Consider the following 12,194-nt stretch of genomic DNA (forward strand, 5'->3'; position numbering starts at 1 on the left):
ATGGAACAAAATGGTTTGAAGACGGGTGTCTTCCAACCATTTTGTCAACAGTCTGTAGCGAGGAAAGCTTGTCCTTCCTCGCTATTTTGCGTTGATCGCGCGATAGAAAAACACCGCAAATTGCGCGCGCGTGACCGTTTCTTTCGGACGAAACGTCCCATCTTCATATCCGTTTGCAATACCTGCTGCGACAAGCTTTTCAATCGCATCGTACGCCGCGTCCGTTTCTTTTACATCAGCAAACGGCACATCCGCACCGCGCTTTAACTTCCAAACTTCCGCAAACCACATCGCAAGCTGTTCGCGCGTTAACGGTTCATCAGGTTGAAACTGTTTATTGCTTTTATCAACAATATTTTCTTTCACAAGCGCGTTAATTGCGCCAACTGCCCAATGATCGCTCGTCACATCTGTAAACGTTTCTTTTCGATTGTTCATGTTCAACTTCAAATACGTCGCCAGAAGCCCTGCCGTTTCTGCCCGCGTCATCACTTCATCAGGCTTAAAGTAGCTTTTCGCATAACCGAGTATCATTTCATTTTTCCCTAACGTTTCAATTTCTTTACTCGCCCAGAAGTCATTTCTAACATCTTGGAATTGACCGAGTGCTTGTTCGTACGCAAGCACGCGTCTTGCCCCTATGTATCGCTTCTTATAGTAAGAGTCGTCTAATGAAGTGACCGTAATGCCTTTCGATGAACTCGCATGAATAAACCGATTGTCGCCAATATAAATCCCTGCATGCGACGGTCCTTTCTTATACGTCTCAAAAAAGACAAGATCACCGACACGTAAGTCTTCTTTTTTTATTGCGCTTCCTTGCTTATATTGTTCCGCTGTCGTCCGCGCCAACTCCACTCCCACACCGCTCATGACATGGCGTGTAAAACCGGAACAGTCAAATCCTTTCTCTGAACTTCCTCCGAATTGATACGGCACCCCAACATATTTTGTGGCAAGTGGAACGAGCCGATCATAGCTTTCGTTTGCATAAGCGAAGGAAGGAAAAAGAAAAAACAAAAGCAATGCAGAAATAAACTTTCTCACACGTCACACCTCACTCCGCCATGATTCTTATATTTTCGACATTTTCACACTATTCCAAGTGTATCATAAATAGGAGAATCATAACTTTACAGTTATGTAACAAAAGTTTTTGACAAAATTTACGCTGATGGGTATTGAAAAAAGTCGAACATTCGGTAAAATGGTGAATAGGTGGAAGACTACATGTGAAAAAGTTTTGTTATCCCAACAAAGAAAAACTGTTCAAAAAATGGTTGACACGGTGTATGGAAAAAATTATAATGTAGTTTGTAGTCGTTCACTCGCTAAGTTTAAGAGTTTTATAGAGAGAACATACATATCTCTTAAATTTAGCTGAACTTAAATAGAAACAGAAACAAAAGGAGGAAATATGTCGATGGCTTACCAACCAAAGTCTTATCGCAAATTTTTAGCTGGTACAGTCTCTGCAGCAGTTGTTGCTTCAGCGATCGCACCAGTAGCAAGCGCAGCTTCTTTCACTGACGTAGCAGGAAGCGTGCATGCAGATGACATCGCTACATTAGTAGCAAAAGGGTACATTAAAGGATATGCAGACGGTACATTCAAACCAAACAAATCATTAACACGCGGTGAAGCTGCAATTATCTTCTCGCGCATTTTAAAAGATGCGGGTGTAAAGGCTCCTGAGCAAGGTGCAGGCTTCCCAGACGTTCCAGCAAGCAACGCTGAATTAGCAGAAGCGGTTGCGATCGTGAAAGTTGCAGGTGTCATGAGCGGAGACGAAAAAGGCAACTTCAACCCGAACGCAACAATCACTCGCGAGCAAATGGCGAAAGTCGTTGTTGAAGCGTTCAAATTAACAAAACCTGCGAACCACACAACAAAAATTACTGACCTTGACAAAGCAGGTTCATGGGCACGTGAATACATTCAAACATTAGAGGCAAACGGTGTAACGAAAAACACTGAATTCATGCCAAAACAAAGCGTCACACGCGGTCAATTCGCTTCATTCGTCGTACGTGCGATGGATGTGAAAAAAGAAGTTTCTGCAGCTGACATTACAGCGGTGAAACTTGTTGACCAAAAAACATTAGAAGTGACATTCAACGGCGAATTGAAAGAAGTGAAAAAAGAAGACTTCGCCATCCAAGGCGTTGAAATCGAATCTGTATCAATCAAAGCCGCTGCAGCAGCTGAAGCAAAAACAACCGTTGTTGTGATCAAAACAAAAACAGCGTTAGAAGAAGGCAAATCTTATAGCGTATCTTACAAAGGTCAAACAACGGACAAAGCGAAAGTTGATGTACCAGTTGTAACGCCTAAAGTTGAAAGTGTAAGTGCGATTAACCTTAATCAAATTCTTGTAACATTCAACAAAGAACTTGATAAAGATTCAGCGGAGAACTTAGCTAACTATACATTAAACAATGGTACTGTAAATGCTGCGTTAAATAACGCTGCATGGACAGAAGCTCCGAAAGCAACACTTCAAGCAGATGGGAAGTCAGTATTAATTACGCTTGATACTGATACAGATAGCACGTATCAAACTTTAGCTAATCAAATTGAAGCGAAATTGACGATTGATGGTGTGAAAACAAAAGACGGAAAAGTCATTGCTAAATCGGAGAATAAATTCACTTATACAGATACAACAGTTCCAACTGTAGAATCTGTGAAAATGGAAGGTAACAAAGTAATCGTGGTGAAATTCTCTGAAGCGGTCAGAGCTGACCAAGCTATTGCTGTTGCGAACTATCAAATTGATGGCGTTTCTCTAAGTGCTTACGGAGTAGGTACTCCTCAATGGGATGCTGAGAAAAATGAAGTTCGTATTCCATTAACAACAGCTTTAGCTGATAAAACTTACAAATTAAAAGTATCTGTCAATAACGGAATTCAAGATGTTGCAGGATACAAATTATTGCAAGTTGAGAAAGATTTAACAGTTGTAACTGATAAAACTGTTGGTAAAATGACAGAAGTGTCAGTAGCAGCTGATAAATCATATGTATTGGTTAAATTCGACAAAGCTCTTGCTCCTTCTAACTATGTAACTGGTCAACCGTTGTTTATTGATGGAGTAAACGTATTTAACTCAAGTACAATTGCTCGTACTATTGAAAACGGTGCGTTGAAATTAACACCAGCTGGTGCAGGAACAGACTTTAACACAATTATCGCAAATGGTATCCATGCTGTTAACTTGAAGAGCGATGATAACAACTATTTAGTAGATGCATACGGTATTAAAGTTGCTGCTGGAGCTACTTCTTATAACGTAGTAGCTGATACTACTAAACCAACTGTTGAGAGCGTAACAGTAAATGAGGGAGCAACAACTATTGAAGTTAAATTTAGCGAGTCTGTAGATAGCGCAACTGCACAAAATCGTTTCAACTATACATTGAAAAAAGCTGACGGTTCAGTTGTTACAATCTCTAGTGCAACATTCAAATCTGGTTCTACTAATACTGTTCAGTTAGCTGTGAGTGCATTAGATGCTGGTAACTATACATTAACTGTCCAAAATGTTAAAGACCGCGCTGGTAATACGATGGATTCTTACAGCAAATCTTTATCAGTAGCAGACTTAGTTGCACCAACAGTTACTGCTGTTAAACAAGGTACAGGCAATAACAGCAACAGCATTTATGTATACTTCAGCGAAGCGGTAAATACGGCAACAGCTACAGATGTAAATAACTATCTATACAATAATAAAGCTTTACCAGCAGGTACTTCTATTACTGCCCTATCTGCTAGCGCAGTTAAAATTACATTACCTTCTAGTGTTACAGTAACACAAGGTACACCATTTGCTGTATCTAACAATGTGACTGACGTGGCTGGAAACAAAATTGCTGGTTATGGTTATCAGACAACAGTATCTGGAACAGTTGCTAATGACTTAGGTTTAGCATCTGGAACTAGCGTAGTCGTGGTTGATAAGAAAACAGTTAAGGTTACATTAAATAAAGAATTAAAAACTGTTGTTGCTACTGATTTTGAATTCAATGACGGTACTGACTGGACAACTTTAACTGTAAATCAACAAAATGTTTCATATGTAAACAAAGATGGCAAAGCTGAGATTACATTTACTTTCACTAATAACGTGGTAGATGAAGCTGGTTATGTAACAGGTACAACTCCACTAAAAGTACGTGTGAAACAGTCAGGTACTTACGGTACAGTAGCTGTGGATGATTCTACGTTCCAAAATACAGCATTGGGTGGTGCTTCTGGTACGGCTGCAGCTGATAAGATTGCACCAACACTTGCATCTACAAATGGTATCGTTACTGTAGATTCAAATAACAATGGTAAGATTGATAAAATCAAGCTTACATTTACTGAAGCGATCAATGGAAATTACTTATCAGCAACTACATTTGATGTATCTGGATACACAGTTACAGGTGCTGCATTAGATGGTTCGGATGCGACAAATAAAACAGTTCTTATTACAGTAGCAGAAAAAGCAACTCCAGATACAGATGCAACACCAAACATTGTTCGTTTAGGTACTGTTAAAGATGTTAATGGTAATGATTTTACAGGATTAACGACAGCTAGTGCTTCGGTGGATCAAGCTGCACCAGTAATCATTTCAGCTAAATATGTTGATGCAAACGGAGATAGCTCTGTATCAGCTGGAGATAAGGTGGAAATCACATTCTCCGAAAATGTTAAGTTAATTAGCGGTGCTGTTCTGGCTGATCTAGCAAATGACTTTGTTCTTTCTGGTGCTGGTTCATTCGGTTCAACTCCAACATTCGCAATTGATGGTAACAAAGTAACCGTTACTCTAGGTACTTCACCTTCGTTGACTGTTGGAACAACCACAGTTGAGTTAACGTCGACTACTAGCAATGTTAGCTTAGAAGACAACACTGGTGTTGACGCGGCACCTTCTGCTTCAGCTAAAACTATTACTAACTAATAGCTATTGGGGATGCGTGCCTGTCACGCCCCGAAGGTTGTCGAAGATTAATAGAGACGGAGAGTCGTTGAGTGGCTCTCTGTTTCTTTTTTTCGCATCAAACGTCGTTTGAAATATATATTATACCTTTGAACGCCTCCATTCCGTTTTGGAATGGGGGCAATTTTTGTTTGAGGAGGGAGTCGTATGCCATCGGCAAAGCGTGTGAACATTATGAGTTTGAAGCTCGTTCTGGAGTGGAGTATGCTGGTGTGGAAATGTTCGGCTTGTTTGCGAAATTTGTCGAGAAATAAAAATGAATGTATGAAGGTTTTTTTCGTTATATGTCGAAATGTTTATCTGTGGCGGGGTTCGGAGGAGAGAGGGAGGATTGAAATGTCCAAAAATACAGGGGAAAATTATCGAATTGGTGCTGTGAAAAATCGTTCTCAAGTATATAATCCAAAGACGCACTCATGGGTCAAACGTGGTGAGGACGGTCGATTTATAAATGTGAAAACGTCAAGTAACAGCCCGTTTAAGGGTGTAAGAAAAGAGAAATAAGAAAACTGATTTCTTTCTGAAACTCGCTCTTACTATGGTTGAGACATTTGATTATGGAAAGGAGGGAAGATTTTATTCAAGAAGCGCAAAATTTAAAATAAAGTCAAGTAGAGACAGGCAATATTATTTTGTTTTGATAGCTCCTAACAATGAGGTTGTTGCGACGAGCGAAATGTATTCTAACAAGCAAAAATGTAAAGAAGGAACTGAATCTGTGAAAAGATATGCCTGAGCGCAGATGTTGAGGATGAGACAGCGTAGCAGATCGTGGAAGACTGAAAAAAGATAATGCTCTTTTCCTATTCGTATGTTAAGAAAAGTAGGAATAAGAGGTGGGTAAAAATGGAATTAATCTTTGACCTGAATCCGTGATAAAGACGTGTTCAAAACTGCCAAGGAAACCTTGCTAAATCAACAAATATTGCCCTTGGGGTTCTTCACCTAATAGGTGAACATTCGAAATTGAGTTGGAACCTCGGCATGATTGGGGTTTCCAGCATTTTTAATACGCTTCTGTCACGGATTCAGGTTTGATACTTTTTATAGTACCAATTTTTTTATGGAGGTTAAAAAATGTCTAATAATAATAGCCTTTATAGAATGAGAGTAACAAGGGACGTTATTCAAGGAATAAGTACCCCAATAATTTATCAAATTGTAGAGCAAATAATGGTAAGTAGTAATAGATTAATAAAAAAAGAAGATATAGATAGGGAGGTAGCTTTAAGAATAGGATATCCTGTAGATGCATCCATAAGCAGTGCGGTCAGTGATGCATTGAGAAGACTGGAAAGAGAGAAGAAAGTAAGTCACCCAAAGCATGGATACTGGTGCAACTATTCGTCAGATGTTAGTCAAGAAACGCATTATGAATAGAATATTTTTATGAAAGAAAATGCCTTAAGATTGAATACTTAATAGTTATCATTGGGATGCGTGTGCACTGCGATCAAAAAAGTAGACAGTATAAATTCAGTTAACGTGAAGGAATCAGAGTGATAAAGCTCTGGTTCCTTTCCTTTTCTCGTCTTTTTCCTTAGGTCGCGTGCCTGTCACGCCCCGAAGATTGTCGAAGATTGATAGAGACAGAGAGTCATTGAGTGGCTCTCTGTTTCTTTTTTTTCCGCATCAAACGTGGTTTGAAACATATATTATACCTTTGAACGAACGCCTCCATTCCTCTCAAGGAATTGGGGCGATTTTTATTTTGGGAGGGAATCGGATGCAATCCGCAAAGCGCGTGAACATTGTAAGCCTGAAACTCGTTCGTGAGTCTAGCGTGCTGTACAAAGAAAGGCAGGTGAAGTCGCCAGAGGATGCGTACAAGCTGTTGAAGCCGTTTCTTGCCGATGCGGATCGGGAGGTGTTTGTCGTTGTTTGTCTGGACACGAAAAATCAACCGACTGCCATCCACGTTTGCCATGTCGGGAGTTTGAATGCCAGTATCGTCCATCCACGCGAGGTGTTTAAATCGGCGATTTTGGCAAATGCGGCGTCGGTGTTAGTCGCGCACAATCATCCATCGACCGACCCGACACCGTCAAGGGAAGACATCGAAGTGACGAGAAGGCTCGTGGAGGCAGGGAGAATTGTCGGGATTGAATTGTTGGATCATGTCGTCGTTGGCGGTGAGCGATTCGTGTCGTTGAAAGAAAAAGGGTACGTATGAGGGGGAAGAATCATGCTCGAATGGTTTATAGAGAAAATGAAACGTGCGTTTGGCGTGGAAGTGAACATGGAGGAAGTCGGGTACGAAGCGTATGCGTTTGACCATGAGGAGATCGATGACTTACTCATTCCTGCCGAACATGTGGCGAAATTGCCGAATCCGCTCTTATTAGAGGCGTTCATGTATGTGGATGCAGAAGGGATTGAGTGGATTGCTGGCGTGGTCGTTGCGGAAGAAACGAGAGAGATGTTGTATGAAGTGTGGATCAAAGACGGAAAGCGAATCGGTTGTACGATATATGTGTGAAGCTGGCAATATGACGATGAAAGGAAAGGGGAAGAGAAAATGGCAAAATACCATCGCATCCTCATTAACGGAGAGCCGTACTACCGAGAATACAGGTATGGGTCAGATAGCTATGGGGAGATGCTTAGCGAAGAAGAACTTGTTCACATGTTGTTGGAGGAGGTGGTGGACGAAGAGATTGACATGAACGAAAGGGAGATTGAAGCCGCTTTGCGCCGAATTCCAGATTATCAAGATCGTCAAATTCTGCAAAACTACATCCGCTATTTAGAGCGAGTCCATCGGGAATAAGATGAACTCCCGACATTTCTTTTGCTAAACTCCCGACAAAACAAAACATGTTCCAACGATCGCTGGTACATTCGATGTGTGCCGAGACATCGCCAGCATTTTCGCGCCAAAAAACTCATGACATTATGATATAACTGTCGGGAGTCGGGAGGGAAAGGGGGTGAAAAGGCATGTGGGAAAAAGTTGTTGCGACCATTGTGGTGACGGTTGCCACGGAAGCGATGAAACAATGGATGAACGAAGGACAATAAAAAGGAGGAATGACCGATGAAAGTATTTCCGTGTTCTTGCCTATGCAAGCAATCGTGCCCTTTATGTACGGTGAAAACCATCATTGACATCATTAAACGATGAAACGATGGATGAATGAGGTGTCCATGGTTTTTTCTGTTTTAGGGGGGAATTTTGTGCAAGATTTACTCCATGCATTTAAAGAGTGGCTCATCGAAGAAGGGAAATCGCCGAAAACGATGGAGTCGTATGTCGGGGATGTGGCAAAATTTCAGGCGTATATGGTCGAGAAGGCGGTTGATTCACGTCAGCCGCTTTCTCGTTTTTCATTTGTCCGTTATAAGCAACATTTAATCGACAACGGCTATGCGGTGGCGACGATCAACAAAAAAATCAACAGCTTAAAAGTGTACAATGACTTCCTGCAAAAGAAGGGAATCGTAAGCGACAGTTTCATTCAACTGAAACGCGACCGCATCTCGATTGCCGCTGGAAGTGAACATGTCGTGACGGCATTGTCGGAAGAACAAGTGGAAAAGCTGTTGTTTTATGTCGAGGATCAGACAAAAGTAAGCCAACGGAATAAACTGATTGCTTACTTATTGCTTTATACAGGCGTGCGCGTGTCGGAGTTGGTGAACATCAAACGAGCCGACATTGATGCTTTAGCCCGTACGCTCACCGTTCGCGGCAAAGGGGGGAAAGTGCGCGAGATCATGTTGCGGCAAGATGTGCTTCACGTCATGAAACAATACGAACAAGGCGAACGAGCGAACTCGCGTTTTGTCGACAGCGACTATTTGCTTGTGAGCCAACGAGCGCCAAAGATGCATCGCGATGCGGTCAGGGAGTGGCTGGCGAACGTTTCAAAGGAACTCGGATTTCACTTACATCCGCATTTGTTTCGCCATACGTTTTGCACGCGCTTGTTGAAAAAAGGAGTCGATTTAACAACGGTCAGTAAATTAGCAGGGCATAGTACAGTGAACATGACCGCAAGGTTTTACATTCAAACGACAAGACAGGAAAAGATGGATGCCGTTCAGCTATTGTAGGAAGGGGAAATGGAACAATGAAAGTCATTCAATGTGTCAATGACATCGAGGCATTAAAAGCATACAGGCGGGCACCACAGCCGCTCATTCAAGCGATCGAACAGGACTTCCTGCATCTTTATGAGGCAGGAGGAAAAGAAACATCGCTGCATGCTTTCTTCTTGCCGTACGATCAAGCGCTCATTTTACTAGAAAAAGAGGATGACGTCATGGCACAGGTAGATGATCCATTTACGTTGGAATATGTCGAAAGACATCATCATGGAGACATGACATTTTACCGCATCGCGAAACGATGGGGGCATGAGTTTCAGCTATTTTATACGCTTGTTGGCATACATGATGAAGTGACGGAACAATGGCTGTTGGAACAAGCCGATTGGAACGAAGGAAGAGGGGATTTTTATGTTTGAACGATACAAGCCTCGTTATATGACACGTGCGGTCGCGGACACATTAAGTGAAGAACATCTACAGTTCATCCTTCGGTATGTGGATGAAAGGAATGAGCAAATGACGGATTACTTACAAGTGTTTGAGTTTTACGTGCAAAATCACGAACAATGGCTCGTTCAACGGCAAGAACAGCCAGAGCGAGAAACGACGGTGTTTGTGCCGCTGGAAAAAGCCCCTCCCATCGAACAGACGGTGTGGGTGATGGATCAACAAGACCATGTCATCGTCTTATTTCCGAGTTGTTATTGATTAATATTAGCGAATAAAGAATGATACGTTCTTGGAAATGTGGGATGAGGTCAAAGCAGAAAGAAGCATTTGACCTCATTTTTTTTTGCCGCTTATTTTGCCGCTTATTCGGTTTCGTTTTTATGATGACGGACTAATTCGTCCAGAAAGGAAGAAAGATCAGGAATGACCCCTTTTTCCTTGAGCGCTTTTAAGTAAGCGATCGTTTCTGGCAACAAATGTGCCGTAAATTTGACACGTTGTTCTTTATACGTCGTTCCTGCTTCTTTTTTTGGTCGCCCTCTGTTGTCTTTATACCCTTTTTTCTTCAATTCCTCCTTTACCATCTCTATGCGCCGCTCGAGCGACTGCATTTTGTATGTGATTCGCTTCTTTTCGAATGCATCACTTTCCGTTTCGAATGCTTTCTTTAACGCTTTCCATTCGGACAAAAATTCCTTTTGTTTTTCCAACAAGTGTTCGATTTGTTTCTTTTGCTTTTTCTCATATTGTTCCAAGTCAAACAGCCGCTTGCGTGGGTTGGTTGGTCTCAATTCGATCATTCCTTTCGCGATGTCTTAATTTATTGTTTTCATTTTTTGGTCGACTGGAAAATTCAAAATGTGCCCCATTTTGTGCATGGACAGAAGCGTTCGCAAACCATATTTTTCGGTCGACCGAAAATGGGAAGCAGGAGGGGAAAGAACGATGGAGTCATGGAAATTTTCCGTTTGTGGATTCAAGAGAAAGACGAATCAAAAGATGCATCAAGCCATCGTTTTTTTTGCCCACAAGAGAAACAACTAGGCAAAGAAGGAGGAGGTGTTGCTTTTTTGCATGTTCAACTGCAGGAAAGAGCGAAAGGACGATGAATGGATGGCTTGGTTGCCGTGTTGTTTTTTCTTTTTTTGTTGATAAAGACACCTAACATAACATTAATGTGTTTACGTTTACGTCTACGTACACGAAAACGGCGACATGGACGTTTTTGTGCACCTGTACGCAAACGTCGCGCATGACCATTTCATTTTAGCAGGGAAAGGAGCATACACGTATGGAACATGGCATTGGTTATGACGGAACGAGAAGAAAACGAAGCCATCATCATTTGAAGCGAACGAGGGAGGACGATTGGAACACGCTTGAATTCGGGGACGATGAGGAATATGAGTTGGAATATGACGAAGAAGAGGTGGAATGGGACGAAGGAGAAGAAGCAACCGAGCATGAGTCTTTCACGCAAGCAAGCAGCAAAAGCACAACGAACGATCAAGCATTCGTCTTGATAGCGTTCCTGTCACCTGTCGAACCGGCTCTCTGTTTTTTCTATTGTCCAAGCAGGATTTTCTTTGATTTTGTCGAAAAGGTATGTGACATTTCAGAAAGTGAGGTGCATATATGGTAGTTGATCATGACCGATTGTTTAAAGAGCTAATCACGACGTTTTTTGAAGAGTTTATTCTCCTCTTTTTCCCGTATGTGCATGACCATATCGACTTTCAGCACGTGTCGTTTTTGTCGGAAGAACTGTTTACGGATGTGACGGCAGGGGAAAAGTATCGCGTCGATCTGCTTGTTGAGACGAAGTTGAAAGGGGAGGATAGCCTCATTATCGTCCATATTGAAAATCAAAGCTACGTGCAGCCATCGTTTCCCGAACGGATGTTTATTTACTTTAGCCGCTTGTTTGAAAAATACCGAAAGCGAATGTTACCGATTGCCGTATTTAGCTACGATTCTCTTCGCCATGAACCTTCATCGTTTACACTCCAATTCCCGTTTTTTGATGTGCTTCAATTTCGATTTTTAACCGTGGAGTTACCCAAACAAAACTGGCGTGATTACATTCGCCACGACAATCCAATCGCCGCTGCGTTGTTAAGCAAAATGGGGTATACTGAAAGTGAACGGGTAGAACTAAAAAAGCAGTTTTTACGAATGATTGTGCGCATGGAATTAGACGAAGCAAAGCAACGATTATTAATCGGCTTTTTTGAAACATATGTGAAGCTGTCGGATGAGGAAGAACAACAGTTGCGAAACGAGGTGAATGAAATGGAAACAAAAGAAAAAGAACAAGTGTTGGAATTAATGATTTCGTATGAGAAGAAAGAGAAACGAAATATTGCGAAAAGAATGTTAGACAAAGGATATGATGTGCACACAATTCACGAATTAACGGAACTTCCTGTAGAGGAGATTGAGGAGTTAAAGGAACGGTGCTAGTGCACTGCGATCCGAAAAGTAGACAGTATAAATTCAGTTAACGTGAAGGAATCAGAGTGATAGAACTCTGGTTCCTTTTCTTTTCTCGTCTTTTTTCAGTGTCTCAGAACTCTGTAAAACTGTCAAGGAAAGCACTTGACAGCTCCACGGAGTTCTGAGGAGAGATAGGTAAGACGAGAATGATTCGTTGTTTTCCTTTGACAAACCATGTTTTTTGAATCGCTTGGTAATC

At 41.7% G+C, this 12,194-nt stretch carries 15 protein-coding genes; 13 read left to right on the plus strand and 2 right to left on the minus strand.

The window, feature by feature from the left end:
* Positions 1-81: 81 nt before the first annotated feature.
* Positions 82-1,047 carry a C40 family peptidase gene (locus tag CS060_RS13105; RefSeq protein ID WP_099669036.1) on the minus strand — a complete coding sequence of 322 codons (966 nt, stop codon included), beginning with the start codon at positions 1,045-1,047 and terminating at the stop codon, positions 82-84.
* A 376-nt stretch (positions 1,048-1,423) separates the two neighbouring features.
* Between CS060_RS13105 and CS060_RS13110 the strand changes: the two genes are divergently transcribed.
* The 11 genes from CS060_RS13110 to CS060_RS13155 all read left to right on the plus strand — a co-directional run bounded on the left by CS060_RS13110 (position 1,424) and on the right by CS060_RS13155 (position 9,757).
* Entirely contained in the window at positions 1,424-4,957 is a 3,534-nt protein-coding gene (locus CS060_RS13110) for an S-layer homology domain-containing protein (protein WP_052025499.1), read from the plus strand.
* Positions 4,958-5,127: 170 nt separating this feature from the next.
* Positions 5,128-5,250 carry a hypothetical protein gene (locus CS060_RS14365; protein ID WP_255350560.1) on the plus strand — a complete coding sequence of 41 codons (123 nt, stop codon included), beginning with the start codon at positions 5,128-5,130 and terminating at the stop codon, positions 5,248-5,250.
* Positions 5,251-5,332: 82 nt separating this feature from the next.
* Complete coding sequence (locus CS060_RS14175) at positions 5,333-5,500, plus strand: hypothetical protein (protein ID WP_180271094.1); 168 nt, start codon at positions 5,333-5,335, stop codon at positions 5,498-5,500.
* Positions 5,501-5,534: 34 nt separating this feature from the next.
* A complete protein-coding gene (locus tag CS060_RS13120) occupies positions 5,535-5,732 on the plus strand; it encodes a YegP family protein (protein ID WP_231563512.1) in 198 nt (65 codons plus the stop codon).
* 341 nt (positions 5,733-6,073) lie between these two features.
* Positions 6,074-6,376: a hypothetical protein gene (locus CS060_RS13125; RefSeq protein ID WP_035046467.1), complete on the plus strand. Its 303-nt coding sequence runs from the start codon at positions 6,074-6,076 to the stop codon at positions 6,374-6,376.
* A gap of 346 nt (positions 6,377-6,722) precedes the next feature.
* The gene (locus tag CS060_RS13130) at positions 6,723-7,169 is read left to right on the plus strand and encodes a JAB domain-containing protein (RefSeq protein WP_035046469.1); all 447 of its coding nucleotides are present in this window, start codon (positions 6,723-6,725) and stop codon (positions 7,167-7,169) included.
* 12 nt (positions 7,170-7,181) lie between these two features.
* Positions 7,182-7,475, plus strand: a complete 294-nt coding sequence (locus tag CS060_RS13135; RefSeq protein WP_035046470.1) for a hypothetical protein — start codon at positions 7,182-7,184, stop codon at positions 7,473-7,475.
* Positions 7,476-7,514: 39 nt separating this feature from the next.
* Positions 7,515-7,766, plus strand: coding sequence for a hypothetical protein (locus CS060_RS13140; RefSeq protein ID WP_035046472.1), 252 nt, complete (start codon positions 7,515-7,517; stop codon positions 7,764-7,766).
* A 377-nt stretch (positions 7,767-8,143) separates the two neighbouring features.
* Positions 8,144-9,052 (plus strand): tyrosine-type recombinase/integrase, encoded by a 909-nt coding sequence (locus tag CS060_RS13145; protein WP_052025501.1) that lies wholly within the window; start codon positions 8,144-8,146, stop codon positions 9,050-9,052.
* Positions 9,053-9,069: 17 nt separating this feature from the next.
* The gene (locus CS060_RS13150) at positions 9,070-9,465 is read left to right on the plus strand and encodes a hypothetical protein (protein ID WP_035046474.1); all 396 of its coding nucleotides are present in this window, start codon (positions 9,070-9,072) and stop codon (positions 9,463-9,465) included.
* Positions 9,458-9,757, plus strand: a complete 300-nt coding sequence (locus CS060_RS13155) for a DUF960 family protein (RefSeq protein WP_035046476.1) — start codon at positions 9,458-9,460, stop codon at positions 9,755-9,757. Before CS060_RS13150 ends, CS060_RS13155 begins: the two co-directional genes overlap by 8 nt.
* Positions 9,758-9,861: 104 nt before the next feature.
* On the opposite strand, the gene CS060_RS13160 is transcribed toward CS060_RS13155, so the two are convergent.
* Positions 9,862-10,290: a hypothetical protein gene (locus CS060_RS13160; protein ID WP_143269817.1), complete on the minus strand. Its 429-nt coding sequence runs from the start codon at positions 10,288-10,290 to the stop codon at positions 9,862-9,864.
* 500 nt (positions 10,291-10,790) lie between these two features.
* On the opposite strand from CS060_RS13160, the gene CS060_RS13165 reads away from it, so the two are divergent.
* Positions 10,791-11,141 (plus strand): hypothetical protein, encoded by a 351-nt coding sequence (locus CS060_RS13165; RefSeq protein WP_035046480.1) that lies wholly within the window; start codon positions 10,791-10,793, stop codon positions 11,139-11,141.
* Entirely contained in the window at positions 11,135-11,962 is an 828-nt protein-coding gene (locus CS060_RS13170) for an Rpn/YhgA-type helix-turn-helix domain-containing protein (RefSeq protein WP_035046482.1), read from the plus strand. The genes CS060_RS13165 and CS060_RS13170 overlap by 7 nt, the downstream gene beginning before the upstream one ends.
* Positions 11,963-12,194 lie beyond the last annotated feature (232 nt).

Origin of the sequence: Anoxybacillus flavithermus (assembly GCF_002742685.1) — a bacterium.
GTDB classification, from domain to species: Bacteria; Bacillota; Bacilli; order Bacillales; family Anoxybacillaceae; genus Anoxybacillus; species Anoxybacillus flavithermus_E.

Bases quoted from the DNA above. Each gene is read 5' to 3' on its own strand.
- CS060_RS13110 (WP_052025499.1), top strand. From the start codon at position 1,424: ATGGCTTACCAACCAAAGTCTTATCGCAAATTTTTAGCTGGTACAGTC.
- CS060_RS14175 (WP_180271094.1), top strand. From the start codon at position 5,333: ATGTCCAAAAATACAGGGGAAAATTATCGAATTGGTGCTGTGAAAAAT.
- CS060_RS13120 (WP_231563512.1), top strand. From the start codon at position 5,535: ATGGTTGAGACATTTGATTATGGAAAGGAGGGAAGATTTTATTCAAGA.
- CS060_RS13125 (WP_035046467.1), top strand. From the start codon at position 6,074: ATGTCTAATAATAATAGCCTTTATAGAATGAGAGTAACAAGGGACGTT.
- CS060_RS13130 (WP_035046469.1), top strand. From the start codon at position 6,723: ATGCAATCCGCAAAGCGCGTGAACATTGTAAGCCTGAAACTCGTTCGT.
- CS060_RS13135 (WP_035046470.1), top strand. From the start codon at position 7,182: ATGCTCGAATGGTTTATAGAGAAAATGAAACGTGCGTTTGGCGTGGAA.
- CS060_RS13140 (WP_035046472.1), top strand. From the start codon at position 7,515: ATGGCAAAATACCATCGCATCCTCATTAACGGAGAGCCGTACTACCGA.
- CS060_RS13145 (WP_052025501.1), top strand. From the start codon at position 8,144: ATGGTTTTTTCTGTTTTAGGGGGGAATTTTGTGCAAGATTTACTCCAT.
- CS060_RS13150 (WP_035046474.1), top strand. From the start codon at position 9,070: ATGAAAGTCATTCAATGTGTCAATGACATCGAGGCATTAAAAGCATAC.
- CS060_RS13155 (WP_035046476.1), top strand. From the start codon at position 9,458: ATGTTTGAACGATACAAGCCTCGTTATATGACACGTGCGGTCGCGGAC.
- CS060_RS13165 (WP_035046480.1), top strand. From the start codon at position 10,791: ATGGAACATGGCATTGGTTATGACGGAACGAGAAGAAAACGAAGCCAT.
- CS060_RS13170 (WP_035046482.1), top strand. From the start codon at position 11,135: ATGGTAGTTGATCATGACCGATTGTTTAAAGAGCTAATCACGACGTTT.